This is a genomic window from Rhizobium sp. PP-CC-3G-465 (assembly GCF_004343445.1).
In the GTDB taxonomy this organism is placed as follows: Bacteria; Pseudomonadota; Alphaproteobacteria; order Rhizobiales; family Rhizobiaceae; genus Ferranicluibacter; species Ferranicluibacter rubi.
Window position 1 is genome coordinate 110,383 of sequence record NZ_SLYH01000004.1, and the last position, 18,623, is coordinate 129,005.

The 18,623-nt window shown below is 64.7% G+C and carries 15 protein-coding genes; 7 read left to right on the forward strand and 8 right to left on the reverse strand.

What is annotated here, in order from left to right; genetic code table 11:
• Positions 1-91: 91 nt before the first annotated feature.
• Together C8J33_RS16560 and C8J33_RS16565 are read right to left on the reverse strand one after the other, a co-directional pair.
• Positions 92-1,375, reverse strand: a complete 1,284-nt coding sequence (locus C8J33_RS16560) for a TRAP transporter large permease subunit (RefSeq protein WP_110801381.1) — start codon at positions 1,373-1,375, stop codon at positions 92-94.
• 11 nt (positions 1,376-1,386) lie between these two features.
• Positions 1,387-1,953, reverse strand: a complete 567-nt coding sequence (locus C8J33_RS16565; protein ID WP_110801380.1) for a TRAP transporter small permease — start codon at positions 1,951-1,953, stop codon at positions 1,387-1,389.
• Between the two features lie 406 nt (positions 1,954-2,359).
• Here C8J33_RS16565 and C8J33_RS16570 point away from each other — a divergent pair, with 406 nt between their 5' ends.
• The 6 genes from C8J33_RS16570 to C8J33_RS16595 all read left to right on the forward strand — a co-directional run bounded on the left by C8J33_RS16570 (position 2,360) and on the right by C8J33_RS16595 (position 8,636).
• Positions 2,360-3,031, forward strand: a complete 672-nt coding sequence (locus C8J33_RS16570; protein WP_422038532.1) for a TetR/AcrR family transcriptional regulator — start codon at positions 2,360-2,362, stop codon at positions 3,029-3,031.
• 88 nt (positions 3,032-3,119) lie between these two features.
• Complete coding sequence (locus C8J33_RS16575; RefSeq protein WP_110807754.1) at positions 3,120-4,265, forward strand: AAA family ATPase; 1,146 nt, start codon at positions 3,120-3,122, stop codon at positions 4,263-4,265.
• Positions 4,266-4,405: 140 nt separating this feature from the next.
• Positions 4,406-6,172, forward strand: coding sequence for an alkaline phosphatase (locus C8J33_RS16580; RefSeq protein ID WP_110801377.1), 1,767 nt, complete (start codon positions 4,406-4,408; stop codon positions 6,170-6,172).
• Positions 6,173-6,221: 49 nt separating this feature from the next.
• On the forward strand, positions 6,222-6,683 hold the full coding sequence (locus C8J33_RS16585) for a hypothetical protein (protein ID WP_110801376.1): 462 nt from the start codon (positions 6,222-6,224) through the stop codon (positions 6,681-6,683).
• Positions 6,684-6,687: 4 nt separating this feature from the next.
• Positions 6,688-7,371, forward strand: coding sequence for an ABC transporter ATP-binding protein (locus C8J33_RS16590; RefSeq protein ID WP_110801375.1), 684 nt, complete (start codon positions 6,688-6,690; stop codon positions 7,369-7,371).
• On the forward strand, positions 7,368-8,636 hold the full coding sequence (locus C8J33_RS16595) for an ABC transporter permease (RefSeq protein ID WP_110801374.1): 1,269 nt from the start codon (positions 7,368-7,370) through the stop codon (positions 8,634-8,636). Before C8J33_RS16590 ends, C8J33_RS16595 begins: the two co-directional genes overlap by 4 nt.
• 10 nt (positions 8,637-8,646) lie before the next feature.
• Here C8J33_RS16595 and C8J33_RS16600 read toward each other — a convergent pair whose 3' ends face one another.
• Both C8J33_RS16600 and C8J33_RS16605 read right to left on the reverse strand, forming a co-directional pair.
• Positions 8,647-9,831, reverse strand: a complete 1,185-nt coding sequence (locus tag C8J33_RS16600) for a thiolase family protein (protein ID WP_110801373.1) — start codon at positions 9,829-9,831, stop codon at positions 8,647-8,649.
• 44 nt (positions 9,832-9,875) lie between these two features.
• A complete protein-coding gene (locus C8J33_RS16605) occupies positions 9,876-10,346 on the reverse strand; it encodes a PaaI family thioesterase (RefSeq protein ID WP_110801372.1) in 471 nt (156 codons plus the stop codon).
• Positions 10,347-10,834: 488 nt separating this feature from the next.
• Between C8J33_RS16605 and C8J33_RS16610 the strand changes: the two genes are divergently transcribed.
• On the forward strand, positions 10,835-13,210 hold the full coding sequence (locus C8J33_RS16610) for a glycoside hydrolase family 3 N-terminal domain-containing protein (protein ID WP_110801371.1): 2,376 nt from the start codon (positions 10,835-10,837) through the stop codon (positions 13,208-13,210).
• 28 nt (positions 13,211-13,238) lie between these two features.
• Here C8J33_RS16610 and C8J33_RS16615 read toward each other — a convergent pair whose 3' ends face one another.
• The 4 genes from C8J33_RS16615 to C8J33_RS16630 all read right to left on the reverse strand — a co-directional run bounded on the left by C8J33_RS16615 (position 13,239) and on the right by C8J33_RS16630 (position 18,569).
• Positions 13,239-14,459, reverse strand: coding sequence for an MFS transporter (locus C8J33_RS16615; RefSeq protein ID WP_132664955.1), 1,221 nt, complete (start codon positions 14,457-14,459; stop codon positions 13,239-13,241).
• A 130-nt stretch (positions 14,460-14,589) separates the two neighbouring features.
• Positions 14,590-15,882 carry a glycolate oxidase subunit GlcF gene (gene glcF, locus C8J33_RS16620; RefSeq protein ID WP_110801369.1) on the reverse strand — a complete coding sequence of 431 codons (1,293 nt, stop codon included), beginning with the start codon at positions 15,880-15,882 and terminating at the stop codon, positions 14,590-14,592.
• Positions 15,883-15,888: 6 nt separating this feature from the next.
• On the reverse strand, positions 15,889-17,133 hold the full coding sequence (gene glcE, locus C8J33_RS16625; RefSeq protein ID WP_110801368.1) for a glycolate oxidase subunit GlcE: 1,245 nt from the start codon (positions 17,131-17,133) through the stop codon (positions 15,889-15,891).
• On the reverse strand, positions 17,130-18,569 hold the full coding sequence (locus C8J33_RS16630) for an FAD-linked oxidase C-terminal domain-containing protein (protein WP_110801367.1): 1,440 nt from the start codon (positions 18,567-18,569) through the stop codon (positions 17,130-17,132). Before C8J33_RS16630 ends, glcE begins: the two co-directional genes overlap by 4 nt.
• Positions 18,570-18,623 lie beyond the last annotated feature (54 nt).

Sequence of the window (18,623 nt, forward strand, 5' to 3'; positions counted from 1 at the left end):
CCTCCGGGATAACGGCGCCTCCCGACGCCTGGGTTGCTTCTGGTTTCCCCGCCGGCCCCTCCCTTGGACACCGGCGCGGCAATGGGCGAGGTCAGCGACCGGCGAAGAAGGCAGCCGGGCCGGTGACGAGAACGGGGAAGAGGACGAGCAGGATGAGCACGATCAGCTGCGCGATCATGAACGGCCAGACGCCCCGGATAAGCTTTTCCATCGAGATCTTGCCGACGCCGCAGACGACGTTGAGCACGGTGCCGACCGGCGGCGTGATGAGGCCGATGGAATTGTTGATGATGAACAGCACGCCGAAATAGACGGGATCGATGCCGGCCTCCTTGATGACCGGCATGAGGACCGGCGTCAGGATGAGGATGGTCGGCGTCATGTCCATGGCGGTGCCGACGGCAACGATCAGCACCATGATGGCGATCAGCAGCAGCGTCTGGTTGCCCATCAGCGGCTGCAGCAGGGCGACCATGGCGCCCGGCAGGTCGGCAATCGTGATGAGCCAGGCGGAAACCGAGGCGGCGGCGACCAGGAACATGACGATCGCGGTGGTTTTCGCAGCCGAGGTGAAGACGTCGAGCAGCATGCCGGGCGTCAGTTCACGGTAGACGACCATGGCGACGAACAGCGAATAGACGGCGGCGACCACGCCGGCTTCGGTAGGCGTGAACACGCCGAACTTCAAGCCGAAGATGATGATGACCGGCAGCATCAGCGCCCAGAGGCTCGAGACGAGCGCGTGCCGGCGCTCCGCCCAGGAGGATTTCGCCGGCATGGCGAAGGTTTCCTTGCGGATGACCACCAGCCAGGCGACGCAGAGGGCAGCACCGATCATCAGGCCCGGCGCGATGCCGGCGAGGAAGAGCTTGGTGATGGAGACGCCGCCGACCACGCCGTAGAGAATGAAGCCGATGGAGGGCGGGATGATGGGGCCGATGATGGCGGAGGATGCGATGAGGCCGCCCGAGCGGGCCGGATCGTGGCCGGACTTGATCATCATCGGCATCAGCAGGGCAGCGAGCGCCGCCGCATCTGCCACGGCCGAGCCGGAAAGGCTGGAGAGAACGCAGGCTGCGAGAATGCAGACGAAACCGAGACCACCGCGCTTATGCCCGACCAGCGCGATCGCCAGATTGACGATGCGCTTGGAAAGCCCGCCCTGGTTCATGACCTCGCCGGCCAGCATGAAGAAGGGCACGGCGATGAGCGTGAAGCTGTCGGCACCTTGCAGGATCGTCTGGGCGACGATCTGCCCGTCGAAGAGGTCCATGTGAACCATGAGCGCGATCCCGGACAGGATCAGCGCAAAGGCGATCGGCATGCCCAATGCCATGGTGCCGAGAAGCGAGCCGAGGAATACTGCGATAACCATCGTCGTTCCCCTCAGCGACCGAAGCCGGACGCAGCGGGCAGCGGCGGTACGGGCGAGGCGGTCGGCGGCGGCAGATCTTCGGATTCCTGCACGAGCACGATGTTGGAGATATCGAGACTGCCGGTGAGGATCGCGAGCGTCTCGCCGCCCAGATGCAGGAGAGCCGTCACCGAGAAGATGACGGCGGGAATCATGAACCACGCCATGGAGATACCAGCCGCCGGCGTGATTGCGCCCCAGGTCAGAACAGACTGCGCCCAGGCGCCCTGAAGGAGCAACACGCAGGCCAGCAGCATCAGGAGGTAGCCGAGAAGGACGCAGGCCTTGGCCAATTTTGGCGGCAAGGCGCGGATCATCGTATCGATGCCGATATGGGCGTGTTCGCGCAGCGCGACGGCCGCGCCGAGGAAGATCAGCCAGACGAAGGCTAGCCGCGACATCTCTTCCGAGATCGTCAGGCCGCTGTTCAGCGCATAGCGCAGGATGACGTTGGTGAAAACGAGGATGACCATCGCTGCGAGGAGCAGGGCGATGGAGGCGCGCAGAAGCGCAAAATACAGATCGACGATCCGTCTCATGAAAGTCCTCCCGTGCGATCGGCACTCCCTGCCGGATCGTCTGCTCCCGTCCGTCGATGCGGGGATCCCTCCAGATCCTAAAGCATCGCCGTGATGTCCTGTAGCCCGTTACGCCCGGCCCACAGCATTTTATGATCCGGCACCGTCTTGCGTCGATGACGATCGAACTCTCTGCCTCTTTCCGACAGAAGCATCTTGAGGTAAAAATGTACGAACCGGTTCGTTTAGTCAACGCGAAAATCGTGTTGTCCGTGAGATCGGTGAATGACGTGCCGGTTGGAACATGCAGAATGGGCCGCGCCGATGTTTGCGATCGGTCGTGCCCGTCATGGGCATGTGGGAGGATGATGAGGAAATGGCCGACACAGACGGTGTTGACGAACGGGGGCATCTTGACGCCGATGGTCTGCCGGGCAGACGTCGCGTAACGCAGCAGGACCGCACGACGAAAACGCGGGACGACATCCTGCTGGTCGCGCGCGAGGAGTTTGCGGCGAACGGCCTTTCGGGCGCCCGCGTCGATGCCATCGCCGAGCGCACACGGACGTCCAAGCGGATGATCTACTATCATTTCGGCTCGAAAGAGGGCCTCTACCTCGCCGTGCTCGAACATGCCTATACCGGCATCCGCAAGGTGGAGGCGGAACTGCGGCTGGCCGACGTCGATCCGGCGGACGCGATGCGCCGCTTGATCGGCTTCACCTTCGACTATGACGAGGCCAATCCCGATTTCATCCGTCTGGTGACGATCGAGAACATCCATCGCGCCAGCCATATGCGCCAGTCCTCCAGCCTCGGCCGGCTCAACGTGTCGATCATCGACACGATCGCCGCGATCCTCCGGCGGGGACAGGAGACCGGCGCGTTCCGCCGGGAGGTCGATCCGATCGACCTGCATATGCTGATCTCGTCCTTCTGCTTCTTCCGGGTCTCCAATCGTCACACCTTCGGCCACATCTTCGGTCGTGATCTCGGCGAAGCCACGATGCGCAGCCGCCATCGCGTCCTGTTGCAGGACGCCGTGATCGCTCTGTTGCGTGACCCGCAAGCTGTCGAGAATGCGCGCGACGGTGGCTAATCAAGGCTTCGCATCCGCGACGGCATCACAGGGATTTGGTCATGCCGGGTGCTTTCATCGGGCATGATACCCGGTGTAGACAACGATCATGATGCTTCGCTCCATGTCCGCCCTGAACTACCGTTCGCTGCGCTCGATCCGTATGGATCTGGGCGGTGTCAACGTGTTCATCGGCGAGAACGGCGTCGGCAAGTCTAACCTCTATCGTGCCCTGCAACTCGTGCAGGCCGCCGTGAGGGGCTCGCTCGCCTACGAGATCGCGGCGGAAGGAGGCATGGCGTCCGCGCTATGGTCGGGTCCGAGACGCATCGAGAAGAATTTCCGCATCAAGCTCGATGTCGAAGTGCTGGACGAGGAGCGGGCGGTGACGTTCCGCTATCGCGTGGAGGCCGGGTTGCGACCGCCGAAGGCCGCCGCCGGCTTCGCCTTCGAGCCGCAAATCAAGGAAGAGGTGCTTTCGGTCGAAACGGGCGCGTGGCCGGTCACGATGATGAAACGGGTCGGGCCGGGCGTGATGGTGCGCGGCGAGCGTGGGCGGATGGAAGAGTATCCGCAGCCGGCGATGACGTCGGAGACGGCGATCGCCATGCTCGGCGATGCCGGACATTATCCGGAAGTCGGTACATTTCGCCGTCTGGTCGATGGCTGGCGGTTCTTCCATGGCTTTCGCACCGACCGGGATGCGGCGCTGCGCCAGCCCTGCCTTGCCGTCACGGCACCACTTCTGGACGAGGACGGCGGCAACATGGCGGCGGTCTTTGCAACGCTCGTCCATACCCGTGGCGATACCGTCGAACTCGACCGGGCGATCGCGGCGGCCCTCGGCGGCGCGCGGCTCCACGTGCCGGAACCCGGGGAGTTTGCGGAATTCGGCCTGATCTTTCCCGACTTTCCGCAGCGCGTCTTCCAGCCACGCGAACTCTCCGACGGGCAGATCCGCTTCCTTGCCCTCGCGGCCGCGCTGATGTCCTATCGCCAGCCGCCGCTGATCGCGCTCAACGAGCCCGAGGCGAGCCTGCATCCCGACATGCTGCCGCCGCTCGCCGATCTGATCGCGACGGCCGCGGCCACCAGTCAGATCTGGATCGTCACCCATTCGGAAGCGCTTGCCTCTGCCGTTTTCGAGCGCTGCGGAACCCGGCCGAAGCGTGTCATCCGCAAGGACGGCGCGACCTGGATCGAGGGCATGCGACTCACCGGCGTCATTGATGAGGACGACGAGGACGAGACGTAGCCGCCTGCGCTGCTGAGAAACCCACACTGAGCGGCGAACTGTCATCTTTCTGCAACCAGCGTAACGACCATCATCCAACCGTCACACAGGACGGTTAAGCCTGCCGCATACAGTCTCCTCTCTACCCGAACGAGGTTCTCATGCGGACTCTTCTCGCTGCGCTTGTCGCGACCACCATCCTTGCCGGCGCGGCCCAGGCCACGACCGTCTACCCGCTCTCCCGCGCAACGATCCTTGCGGGATCGCCGTTCGACTTCAAGATCGAGCTGCCCGGCGTGGTGAACGCCGAGGACGTGAAGGTCACCGTCAACGGCGAGGATTATGCCGCGGCGCTCGGCTCTGCTGCCGAATTCGTGGCCGAGGAAAAGGGCAAGGAGGACAAGGTTCTCGGTTCCGCCCTGATCCTGCGCGGCGCGCGAATCCTGAAGGCCGGCAGCTACAAGGTCGACGTGACCGCAGGCGGCGAGACGAAATCGGTGACGTGGGAGGTCTACGAGACCACCGCGCAGCCGAAGGCGAAGAACGTGATCTTCCTGCTTGGCGACGGCCTCTCCGTCGCGCACCGCACCGGCGCCCGCATCATGTCCAAGGGCATGACCGAAGGAAAGTCCAATGGCCGTCTCGCCATGGACGATCTCGACCACATGGCCTTCGTCGGGACCTCGGCCACGGACGCGATCGCGACCGACAGCGCCAACACCATGTCGGCCTACATGACCGGCCACAAGACGGCCGTCAACGCGCTCGGCGTCTATGCCGACCGCACCCCGGCAAGCCTTGACGACCCGAAGGTCGAGACCATTGCGGAGGCCCTGCGCCGGACCACGAAAAAGGCGATCGGCGTCGTGTCCACCGCCGAGATCGAGGATGCCACGCCGGCCGCCGTCGTCGCCCACACCCGCAAGCGCGCCGACAAGGCCGACATCGTCGGCATGTTCTATGCCGTGCAGCCGGAGGTCATCCTCGGCGGCGGTTCCGCCTACTTCCTGCCGCAGGCGACGCCCGGTTCCAAGCGCAAGGACGACAAGGATTATATCCAGCTGTTCAAGGACGCCGGCTACGCGTTGGCGACCGACAGGACCGAACTCGAAGCCTCATCCGGCACCAATGCCGCCAAGCTGCTGGGCCTCTTCCACACCGGCAACATGGACTCGATCCTCGACCGCAATTTCTTGAAGAAGGGCACCGTTTCGAAGTTCCCGAACCAGCCGGGCCTCGTCGATATGACCCATGCGGCGTTGACGCAGCTGTCCAAGAACGAGGACGGCTTCTTCCTGATGGTCGAGGGCGCCACGATCGACAAGATGTCCCACCCGATGGACTGGGACCGGGCGCTGTATGAGACGATCGAGTTCGACAAGGCCGTCGGCGTCGCGCGCGACTTTGCCGCCAAGAACCCGGATACGTTGATCGTCGTTACCGGCGACCACACCCACGGCATTTCCGTCATCGGCACCATCGATGACGAGAAGCCGGGCACGGAGATGCGCCAGAAGGTCGGCATCTACGCCGATGCCGGCTTCCCGAACTATGAGGACAAGGACGGCGACGGCTATCCCGACAAGGTCGATCCGACACGCCGCCTCGCCGTGTTCTCCAGCAACTTCCCGGATTACTACGAGACCTTCCGCCCGAAGCTCGATGGCCCGTTCGAGCCGACCGTGCAGAACGAGAACAAGGAATACGTCGCGAACCCGGCCTATAAGGACGTGCCCGGCGCCGTTCTGCGCGAAGGCAACCTGCCGAAGAGCTCCGAAAGCGCCGTCCATGCCGTCGATGACGTCGTGCTTCAGGCAAGCGGGCCCGGTTCGGAAGGCTTCAAGGGCTATATGGAAGAAAGCGACATCTACCGCGTTCTCGCCGACAGTCTCGCCCTCGGCTCGCCGGACAAGATTTCCGCGAAATAAGGGTGACCAGCCCGCCGGGCTATCGCCCGGCGGCGCTCAAGGAAACGACATGACGAAATCTGAGGCCTTGCGCCGTCGCACGCTCCTTGGCTTGCTCGCATCCCTGCCAGCGGCGGTCTTTCCGCCGTTGGCTTTCGCTGCGGACACCGAGATCGGCTTTGACGATCTCTACGGCAGCGTCGGCGTGCTGGGCCTCACCTTCTCCGATACCGTGAAAGCGCTGAACGGCAAGGGCGTGACGATGAGCGGCTTCATGGCGCCGCCCCTGAAGGCCGAGGCGGCATTCTTCGTGCTGACCGAGATTCCCATGTCGATCTGCCCTTTCTGCTCGTCGGATTCCGATTGGCCCGACAATATCGTCGTCGTCTACCTCGACGAGGCGCAGACCTTCGTCCAGCCGGGAACGCGCATTTCCGTGTCGGGGACACTGGAGGTGGGCACGTGGACGGATAGCGAGACCGGCTTCGTCAGTCGCCTGCGTCTCCGCAATGCGCGTTACTGGTCGGTCTGAGCAGATGATGTCGCTGACCCTTAAAGACATCGCCGTCTCCTATGCCGGGCTCGCCGCGCCCGTGCTCTCGGTTCCTGCCTTGCAGTTTGCAGCTGGGGAAAACGTGGCCGTGACAGGCGCCTCGGGCTCGGGCAAGAGCACCTTCGTCAATGTCGTCTCCGGCCTTGAGCATGTCCGCGTGGGTCGGATCGACTGGAGCGGAACCGATCTCGTTCGCCTTGCCGAGCATCGGCGCGACCGCTGGCGGGCCGAGCATGTCGGCCTCGTCATGCAGGATTTCCATCTTTTTCCCGGATTGTCGGCGCTCGACAACGTCCTGTTGCCTGCGCGGCTTGCCTCCGCGGCATCGTCCGCCGTCAAGCGTCGCGCACGCGACCTCCTTGCCGGCACGGGGCTCGAACGGCCCGGCCAGTCGGTCGAGACGATGTCGCGCGGCGAAATGCAGCGCGTTGCCATCGCCCGCGCGCTCGTGCGCGCACCGGGCATCGTCATCGCCGATGAACCGACGGCAAGTCTCGACGAGGAAAGCGGTCAGGTCATTGCCGACCTGCTGATCGGTCTGGCGGGTGCGGCCGGTGCCACACTCATCGTCGTGTCGCACGATCCTGCCCTCATTTCGCGCCTGCCGCGCCGGATCACGCTTGATCGCGGTCGGATCTCCAGTGACAGCAAGGCGGCTGTGATATGATCGGTTTCATCCTCGCGGACATCCGCCGCCACAAGGGCGGGACGATTGCCATCCTGCTGCTGGTCGCCTTCGCCGTGGCGCTCGCCGTCTCGGTGACGCTGCAGGAACGCGCGCTCCGGCTCGGCAGCGCCCGTGCGGCCAACGCGTTCGATCTGGTGATCGGAGCGGCGGGCAGCGAAACGCAGCTGGTCCTGTCCTCCGTCTTTCTTCAAGCAGCCCCCCTCCCGCTGATGGAGGGTGCCGTGCTTCAGCGTCTTGCGGCTGATCCGCGCGTGGCCTTTGCCGCCCCCATCGGCTTCGGCGATTCCTTTGCGGGCTATCCGCTGGTGGGCACATCGACCGCTCTCGTGGCGCATCTTTCGCCGCAACTGCAGGAGGGTGCGGGCTTCCGGCAAGAGGGTGATGCGGTGATCGGCTCGGCGGTCGATCTCTCCATCGGCGCGGTGATCAAGCCCATGCACGGCACCGCGGAAGAGGGCGGCCATACGCATACCGGCCTTGCCTATGCCGTCGTCGGCCGGATGAAGCCGACCGGCACGCCATGGGACCGGGCGATCCTCGTACCCATACAGGCCGTGTGGGAGCTGCACGGGATGGGGCATGACAAGGCCGGGCATGAGGAGGCTGGTCACGAAGAAACGGGCCACGCCGAAGCTGGCCATGCAGGTGGCGAGGATGAGCATAGCGCCAATGCCACGGCGCCGATCGACGAAGACTGGGCGGAACATTCGGCCGGTGTGCCGGCCGTTCTGGTCAAGCCGAAGACGATTGCCGACGCCTACAAGCTTCGCCAGGAATATCGCAGCGGCACGACGCTCGCCGTCTTTCCCGGTGAGGTGCTGACGCGGCTCTACGCGACGCTCGGGGATGCCAAAATTCTGCTGATGGCGGTGGCGATCGGCACGCAGGTTCTCATCGCGGCAGCGCTTTTGCTGGTCACCATCATGCATGTCGGGCAGCGCCGGCGGCAGATCGGCGCGCTGCGCGCCTTCGGTGCATCGCGCACCGTCGTGTTCCGGATCGTCTGGCTGCAGCTTTTCGCCATCAGCCTCGCCGGCATCCTCATCGGTTTCGGCCTCGGCTACCTCGTCTCGGACGTCATCGGTGGCATCGTCTCGCGGCAGAACGGCTTCACGATGCCCGTGACGTTCGCACGCGGAGACCTCGTCTTCGCAGCCTCCGTCACGGCTTTCGCGGCCGTCCTTGCCGTCGTGCCGGCCGTTCTCGCCTATCGCCAGTCGCCGGCCGCAGCCCTCAAGGGCTGAGACCCGCGGATCAGATCATCTCGAGCGCGAGAGCAATCCCCTGTCCGCCGCCGATGCAGAGCGTGACGATCCCCTTGGAAAGCCCGTTCCGCTTCATGCCGTGCAGCAGGCGGGTGACCAGGATGGCGCCCGTTGCGCCGATGGGATGGCCATGGGCGATGGCGCCGCCTTCGACATTGATAATGTCTTCCGGCAGGCCGAGTTCGCGCATCACGGCGATCGGAACGGCGGCGAAGGCCTCGTTGATTTCGATCCGTTCGATATCGCCGAGCTTCCAGCCGGCGCGTTTCAGTGCCAGCTTCACGGCGGGCACCGGCCCGAGACCGAACAGGCCCGGCTCCACTCCGGCCACGCCATAGCCGGCCAGCCGCGCCATCGGCACGAGGCCCTTTTTCTCGGCAAAGCTGCGCTCGGCAACGATGACGGCCGCCGCGGCACTGTTCAGCCCCGGCGCATTGCCGGCCGTGATCGTGCCGTCCGGGCGGAATGCGGGCTTCAGCCGCGCGAGGGTCTCGACCGTCGTTTCCGGTCGCGGTGCTTCGTCGCGACTAAAGCTCTCGGTGCCTTTGCGGCCCTTCACCTCGACCGACACGATCTCTTCTGCGAACACGCCGCTGTCCTGCGCGGCTGCAAAACGCTGCTGCGACCGCGCGGAGAACGCATCCTGGTCCTGACGGGTCATCTGCAGTTTTTCGACGAGGTCCTCCGTGTGCCAACCGGAATGCTGGCCGGAGAAAGCGTCGTTCAGGCCATCGGTCAGCATGCTGTCGAGGATCTGTGCCGGGCCCATGCGGTATCCCCAGCGTCCGCCATCCATCAGGTAGGGTGCGCGGTCCATATTCTCCATTCCGCCGGCGATCGCCGCCTTTGCGCCACCGGCCATGATCTCCATCGCCGTCGACAGGATCGCCTGGGCGCCCGATCCGCAGACGCGATTGACCGTCAATGCCGGCACAGAAACCGGCAAACCCCCGCCGATCGCGGCCTGCCGCGCCGGGTTCATGCGGTTACCCGCCTGGACGACGTTGCCCAAGACGACCGTATCGATGTCTTCGCCCGACAGGCCGGCGCGGCGCAGCGTCTCGGCGATGGCGATCGCGCCAAGTTCGGTTGCGGGCGTGTTCTTCAATGTGCCGTTATAGCCGCCGATGGCGGTTCGCACGGGAAAAGCGAGGATGATGTCGGGCTGGCTCATGGGGGCGTCCCTCCGGTTTGGAATGCATCGGTTGGTGGTCGCTGTCAGGCGGTCGTGGCGGGTCGCTCGAGCGGAAAGACGAGCAAGGTGGATGTCGCGCTGGCACAGAGGCGGCCGTCGCGATCCGTCAGCGTCGCCTCGGCAAAGGCCGCGCGCCGCCCTATGGAGAGAATGCGCCCTTCGGCGCGAACGGGACCACTCGCCTCCGTCAGCGGACGATGATAGGCGACCTTGAGTTCCAGCGTCGTATAGCCCTGGTCTGCCGCCAGCTTGGAATGGACAGCGCAGCCGCACGCGCTGTCGAGGAGCGTCGCGGCATATCCGCCATGCACCGATCCGATCGGGTTATAGACGCTGCGGTCGGGATTGCCCTCGAACACCGCCCGACCTTCTTCGATCTCGATCAGGACGAACCCCATCGTTTCGTTGATCGGCGGCGGGCTGTTGGCCACCATCAGAGCCTGCAACTGAGCAAGACCGGAAAGACCGGCCTGGTTATTCCTGAGGACGTCCATTGTTTCACCTCCTCCTAAAGGTGAGAAGACTTTAATATGACAAACATCATAAAACAAGGCGTCTGGCTGTTTGGCACGTCACGCCGCATTTTCCAACCTCGCGACTCCCCAAGCGAGATCCGTGCCTCGTCATCAAGGATCGTCTTGTCGCGGTGACGATGTTGTAAGAAATCTCGCTATTGTACTCCGTGTTCAAAGAATTTAACGGAGTCGGCCCAGGCTCCGGCAAGAAACGTACAGGTACCGATACAGCAGTATCTCATTTTCAGACAGTTCTTCGGATAAGGCGCCATCTTCGGTTGATCCAGCGGAGCTGGCATCCCGTTTTTAGGGTTAAAATATGGGCTTTGGGACATGGAGAATATCAGGCGCAAGCCATTGTTATAATGGAGTTAAACTACCATGGTAGATTGACTTTAATGATTGCTAACGCTAACGCTTGCGACACCTGACGCTATGTCGTCTCTTTAATTTCTGGACCTGCAGCCATGACGGATATCTACAAGAATTCTGCCCAGTCGATCGAGAACCGCGTTGCCGATCTTCTCGGCCGTATGAGCATCGAGGAGAAGATCGCGCAGATGCACGCCTTCTGGCTGCTGCTGTCGGAAGACGGCCGCCACGAGGTGCGCACCGATGCGTTTACCGGCGCTGATGATGCGGATCGACTGAAGGCGAAGCTGTCGTTCGGTCTCGGGCAGATCACGCGCCCTCTCGGCAGCCGCCCGGTCGATCCCGCTGCCGGTGTACGTGCCTTGAATCGGCTGCAGAAATTCCTCGTGGAAGAAACCCGGCTCGGCATTCCCGTCATTTCGCACGAAGAATGCCTGTCCGGCATCATGGCGCAGGGCGGCACGCTGTTTCCTTCGTCGCTGGCCTTCGGCGCGACGTTCGATCCCGCCCTCATCGAGGAGGTTGGCCGGGTCATCGGCGAGGAGGCCCGCTCCATCGGTTGCCGCCAGGGGCTGGCCCCCGTGCTGGACGTCGCCCGCGACGCGCGTTGGGGACGCACGGAAGAAACGTTCGGCGAGGATCCCTATCTCGTCGGGCTGCTGGCCTCCCGCTATGTCCGCGGCCTGCAGGGGCGCGACCGCGACTTCCTGGCGACGCTGAAGCACTATGCCGGGCACTCTCTGTCAGAGGGCGCGCGCAACCATGCGCCGGTCAATCTCGGCTGGCGGGAGCTGAACGACACATTCCTGCTGCCGTTCGAAATGGCCGTAAGGCTGGCGGACGCGGGATCGGTCATGCCCGCCTATCACGACATCGACGGCGAGCCGTGCCATGCCTCGCATCATCTGCTGACGAAAGTGCTGCGAGACGACTGGGGTTTCGACGGCCTGGTCGTCGCGGACTATATCGGCATAAGCCTGCTCTACAAGCATCACGGCGTGGCAGCCGATCCGGCGGAAGCCGCGGCGCTCGCCTTCAAGGCCGGCCTCGACGTGGAGCTGCCGGGCGACGACTGCGCCGCGCATCTGAAAGAGGCACTGGCGCGGGGGCTGATCGGGATCGATACCATCGATGAGATCGTGCGCCGTATCCTGACCGAGAAGATGCGCCTCGGCCTGTTCGAAAATCCCTATACGGACGAGGCCGGCATCGCGCTGCAGACCCCGGAGGCGATCGATGTCGCCCGTCGGGTTGCCCAGAAATCGGTCGTCATCCTCGCCAATGACGGCATTCTTCCGCTAGCGGAGACCAAGACCATTGCTCTGATCGGCCCGACGGCCGACGATCCGCTGGCGCTGCTCGGCGATTATTCCTTCCCCGTGCATCTGATCGTCAGCGATCTCAAGGACGCCGCGACGTCCGTGATCACGCCGCGGAGTGCCTTCGAGGCGCGGTTCGGAACTGAGCGTATCCGCTACGCCAAGGGCTGCCACATCCTCGAGGCCCGTCAGTCGGGCGCTCCTGTTTTTCCCGGCGACGTCCCCGACATGACGACGCTGTCGCAAACCTCTCCGGTCTCCACGAGCCTCGATCTCATTCCGGCGGCCGTCGAGGCCGCCCGACAGGCCGATGTGGCGATCGTCTGCGTCGGAGATCTCTCGGGCATTTTCCAGACGGGCACCGTCGGCGAGGGGTCAGATACCGATACGCTGGTGCTCCCGGGCGTTCAGCAGGCCTTGCTGGACGCGGTCGTGGAAACGGGAACGCCCGTGATCGTGGTCATCACCTCCGGCCGGCCCTATACGCTCGGCGGCCTGGAAGATCGTGTGGCCGCACAGGTCATGGCCTTCTTCGGCGGGCAGGAAGGCGGGGCGGCGCTTGCCGACGTGCTGACCGGCGTCGTCGAGCCCTCCGGTCGCCTGTCCATTTCCGTGCCGCGCAGCGGCGGCGCATCGCCCTATTTCTACAATCACAAGTTCAAAAGCTCGGGGACTCCGGTGGCCCGTCATTTCGGGAGCCGTTATCCCTTTGGGCACGGGCTCTCCTATACGGACTTCGTCTACGAGGACCTCACGCTCGACCGGGCCTCGGTGCAGAGCGAGGAGGGCAGCGTCGGCGTCTCCTTCACGCTGCGCAATGTGGGCCAGCGCGGGGGAACGGAGATCCCCCAGCTTTATGTCCGCGACCTCGTATGTTCGGTCGTCCGCCCGATCAAGGAGTTGAAGGCGTTCCGGCGCGTTTTCCTCGAGCCCGGCGAAAGCGCCTGCGTCACCTTCCGTGTCCCGACGGATATGTTCTCGTTCACGGGACAGGAGGGTTTCCGGATTGTCGAGCCGGGCATGTTCGAGCTGATGATCGGCTCTTCCAGCGCGGCCATTCATCTGCGCACCCAGATCGAGGTCACGGGTCCCGTGCGCCGCATCGAGGGCGACTGGAAGATGGTCAGCAGGGTCTTCGTCAGCCATCCCTGAGACAGGCAGCATGGTGGCGTGTGGCTAGCTAGTTTGCAATCGGCGGCTTTGAAGTCCAGACGAAAGCCGCGCCGGCAAGGAGCAGAATGCTCGTGCCGATGAAGACGACGGGCATGCCGATATGGCCGCCGATGAAGCCGCCGAGCAGGGGTCCCGCGACCTGGCCGACATATTGTGCGGAGACGGAGAGGCCGAGTGCGGTGCCGGCGGAGCGATCCGGCACGCCATGCCGGATGACGGCGGCGATGCAGGGGAGAAGGCCGCCCAGCGCCACGCCCATAAGAAAGCGCAGCAGGATCAGCTGCCAGGCGCTGGTGACGAAGGCCTGCGGTACGAGCAGGATGCCCGCCGCGACGAGCGCGCCGGCGATGACCGGCCATTGGCCGATGCGATCGGCAAGCCGTCCGAGCCGCGAGGCCGACAGGATACTGCCTAAGGCCGCCGCGGACATAACGAAGCCGGCCCACAGGGTCACCGTGTCGGGCCTATCGACCAGCTGGGCGACATAGACTGTAATGATCGGCTCGATCGACATATTGGCGAGCATCAGCAACATGCCGGTGGCGAGCATCGCGATGACCGGTGCCTTGTCCGGTATCGCCGCCCAACCACCGCCGGCCTTCGCGGCTTGCCTGCGGCCGGGCACGGTCTCCTCCTTGATGAGGAATGTCGTCGCCAGAAAGGCCAGGAAGATGAGCCCGCCGGCCGCAAGGAAGGTGTTGCGAATGCCGATCAGCGGCGGCAGCACGCCTCCGATCAGCGGCCCCACGAGATTGCCGGCCATAATGCCGGAAGAGAGCATGCCCAGTGCCCAGGCTGAACGATCCCGCGGCGTCTGCGTGGCCACGAGAACCATGGAGCCTGAGGAATAGCCGCCGGCGAGCCCGACGAACAGCCGCAGGGCGACGAGTTGCCAGACGTTTTCGGCGACGCCCATCAGAGCGATGGCGACCGTCATGCCGAGGCTCGCCCTGACCAGCATCAGCTTTCGACCGTAGATATCGCCGAGGCGGCCCCAGAGCGGCGCGACCAGAGCCGCCGCAAAGAAGGTGGCGCCATAGGCAATTCCCGACCATTGCACGATGGCCGCGTGATCGCTGACGCCGAGCTCCTCGACGTAGAGCGGCAGGAAGGGCAGAAGCAGCGTCATGGCGACGATGGTGGTGAACGAGCCGGCGAGCGATACCGCAAGGTTTCGCTTCCAGTGGATCGAGCCGCCTGCAGCCGCATCCGGATTTGCGTCGGTCATCGTTCCCGCCTGTTTGAGGTGGGCATCCCCTAAGTCCGGCGCGTTGGTGCGTCAAGCGTGGTGCTTACTGGAAGCCGAGCCATCGCCAGTGCGGGGAAGATCCAATCCTTGAAGAGATACGCCTGCGGTATCAACCGTTCAGTTTCACTGGTTTCGGTCCACCATAGGCCCAGTCGAGCAGTTCCACGGTATGGACGATGGGGATGGCCGTTCCCGAGGCGATCTGGGTGAGGCAGCCAATGTTCCCCGCCGCGATCACGTCCGGCTTGGTCGCCTCGATGTTCTTCACCTTGCGTTGCTTGAGCGTGGCAGAGATTTCGGGCTGCAGGATGTTGTAGGTTCCAGCCGAGCCGCAGCAGAGATGGCCTTCCGCCGGATCGCGCACGGTGAAGCCGGCCGTCTTCAGGAGAAGCTTCGGCAGGGCCGTGATCTTCTGTCCGTGCTGTAGCGAGCAGGCGGAGTGATAGGCGACCACGAGATCGCGTTTCGGCAGGACTTCGAGGTCGAGCGTGGACAGGTATTCCGTGATGTCCTTTGCCAGCGCTGAGATCGTCGCGGCCTTTTCGGCGTAGAGCGGATCGAGGCGCAGCATGTGGCCATAGTCCTTGATGGTGGTGCCGCAGCCCGATGCCGTGATGAGGATGGCATCGAGCCCGCCTGCATCCACCTCGCGCATCCAGACGTCGATGTTGCGGCGGGCAAAATCGAGCGCCTGCAACTCGCGGCCCATGTGATGCACCAGCGCACCGCAGCAGCCTTCGCCCTTTGGCGTGGCCACGGCGATGCCGAGCCGGGTCAGCAGCCGCACCGTGGCTGCGTTGATGCCGGGATCGAGCGTCGGCTGGGCGCAGCCTTCCAGCAGGATGACGCGGCCGCGTGTGGGGGGAAGGGCGGCAGGAACGGTCGCGGCTGGTCGCTTGGCCGCCCGGCGCGGCGCGAGATCGAGCATGGCGGCGAGCGGGGCCAACGGTTTTATACGGCGCAGGAATGGGGCGAGTGGACGGGCGATCCGGGCGAGCGCCAATGCGGCGCGGAAGCGGGCGGGGTACGGCAGGATGGCAGCGAGCAGGCCGCGGATCATCCGGTCTGCGAGCGGGCGTCTGTAGGTCTGCTCGATGTGAACACGGGCATGGTCGATCAGGTGCATGTAATCGACGCCCGACGGACAGGTCGTCGTGCAGGCAAGGCAGGAGAGACAGCGATCGATATGCGTCACGACCTCGCGGTCGGCAGGGCGGTCGTTCTCGAGCATGTCCTTGATGAGGTAGATGCGCCCGCGCGGGCTGTCGAGCTCGTTGCCGAGCGTGACATAGGTCGGACAGGTGGCGGTGCAGAAGCCGCAATGGACGCAGCGTCGCAGGATTTTCTCGGATTCCGCCACATGCGGATCGGACAGCTGTTCGGGTGTGAAAGAGGTCTGCATCCGTCGCTATCCCGTCCTGTCTACTATCCGCATATTCGCCCCCGCGTCGGGTGTCATCCTGCCCGGAGAGAAGATGCCGGCCAGATCGAGCTTGGCCTTGATGCGCGCCGACAACGCCGCGATCGGCACCGGTTGCGGCTCGAACGCGGAGATCCCGGCCCGCTGAACGTCGGATGCGCGCATCAGCGTGGCGTGTCCGCCGCCGACGGCCGCAATGGTCCGGCGCAGGACATCGGCCTGCGGCTCGCCACCGATCTGCAACCAGACGAGCCCGCCCTGCCAGTCGTAGAGCGCATCGACATCGGCGTGCTGCCGGAGCGTCGCGATCAGCCGATGACCCGCGGTCGGTGCGACGGATACCCGCCAGAGGGGCCGATCCTGAAGCGCCTGCAAAGGCGTGACATCACGGATGGCGCGCCAGAGCCGGGTGCTTGCAGCCTGTTCCACCGTCGCGACCGGCGCAAACGCCGACAGCCTTGCGGCCAGCGAGGCGGCCCGCACGGTGACGGAAGCCGAAAGGCCCTCCAGTCGCAGAGCGGTCACGGCTCCCGTCTTCCCGACAGCATCCGGGAGCGTCTGCGCCAGTCCCTGCGGGATATGCGCCGCGCCGGAAACATCGGCCGGTTGCGCCATGGCCGCCGCCATCGCCCTCGTGGCCGTGGCATCGTCGAGGCCACAGAGCACGATGGTCGCCTCGCTCTCCGGCCGCGGCAGCACGCGGAACGTAACCTCCGTGACGAAGCCGAGCGTCCCGTGCGAGCCTGCCAGCAGCTTGACGAGATCGAGCCCCGTCACGTTCTTCATCACTCGTCCGCCGGCCCGGATCGCCTCGCCACGCCCGTTGACGAAGCGGATGCCCAGCAGGCTGTCGCGCGCCGCACCGGCAGACAGGCGGCGTGGGCCCGATGCGTTGGACAGGAACACGCCGCCAATGGTCGGTTCACCCTGCGTGCCCATGATGCCACGATGATCCAACGGCTCGAAGGCAAGCATCTGGTTGTTGGCGGAAAGGGCCGCCTCGATCTCGGAGAGCGTCGTGCCCGAGCGCGCCGTCATCACCATCTCGCCGGGCTCGTACGCCACAATGCCGGCGAGCCCGGTGGAACAGAGCACGACACCGGCTGAAACCCGGTTGCCGAGACCCGCGCGGGTATTACCGCCGATGAGGGAGAGGGCCGTTCCGTTGCTCGCGGCCTGCCGGATCAGGTCGCAGGCCTCTGCTTCACTCTGGGGATGATGGACATCGTTCATGCGTCGGGCCGTCCGTCGAGCGGGAAGACCTTGGACGGGTTCAACAGCCAGTCGGCGTCGAAGGCATAGCGCACGGCCATCTGCTGGGCGAGATCGGTGTCGGAGAACTGGAACCGCATCAGGTCGCGCTTCTCGATGCCCACGCCGTGCTCGCCGGTCAGGCAGCCGCCCACGTCCACGCACACCTTCAGGATCTCGTTGCCCGCCTGCTCGGCTTTGGCGGCTTCTGCCGGGTCGTTGGCGTCGAACAGGATCAGCGGATGCATGTTGCCGTCGCCGGCATGGAAGACGTTGGCGACGCGCAGACCGAGGCCGGTGCAGATCTCCCCCGTCCGCTGGAGCACATAGGAGAGCTTGCCGAGCGGCACCGTGCCGTCCATGCAGATATAGTCCGCGATGCGCCCGGTGGCGCCGAAGGCGGATTTGCGGCCTTTCCAGATCAGGGCGGCCTCGGTCGCGGACTGGCTTTCGCGCACCGTCATCACGCCGTGGCGACGGGCGATCGCGACGATGGCAGCCAGCATCGCCTCCATCTCGGCGTCCGACCCCTCGACTTCGATGATCAGCAGCGCGCCGACATACAAGGGATAGCCGGCCTTGGCGAAGGCCTCGCAGATCTCGATGGCTTGTTTGTCCATGAACTCGATGGCGACGGGGATGATGCCGGCGCCGATGACATCGGCAACGCAGGCGCCCGCCTCGCGCGATGTCGCGAAACCGAAGAGGACCGGCCGGGCACCTTCGGCCTTTGCGAGGATTCTTACCGTCGCCTCCGTCACGACGCCGAGCTGCCCTTCCGAACCGCAGACGAGGCCGAGAAGATCGTAGCCCGCCGCATCGAGATGGCTGCCGCCGAGCGTGATGACCGTGCCGTCCATCAGCACCATGGTCACCCCGAGCAGATTGTTCGTGGTCACGCCATATTTGAGGCAGTGCGCGCCGCCCGAGTTCATGCCGATATTGCCGCCGATGGTGCAGGCAAGCTGGGAGCTCGGATCCGGCGCATAGAAGAAGCCTTCCGGCCCGACGGTCTCCGAGATCGACAGGTTCGTTACGCCGGCCTGCACCCTCGCGACCCGGTTCTCGAGATCGACGTCCAGGATAGCGGACATGCGCGAGAGGCCGAGCACAACAGCATCCGGCTGCGGAATGGCGCCGCCGCAGAGCGAGGTTCCTGCCCCGCGCGGGACGACGGGAATGCCGTGGCGATTGCAATATTCGAGGACGGCGGACACCTCCTGCGTCGTTCGCGGCAGGGCAACGGCCAGCGGCAGCTGCCGGTAGGCGACATAGGCGTCCGTTTCGAACGGCACCAGCTCGCGCGCCTCATGCACCAGCCCACCCTCCGGCAGAAGGTCGGCAAGATCCGCGATAATCCTGGCCCGCTGCGACAGCACGTCGGCCCGCGGCGGCAGGAAGGCAATGGTTTGCGACACGGTCTCTCCTCCCCGTGGGTCATGCTCCTCGCATCAACTGTGCGACTATAAGCA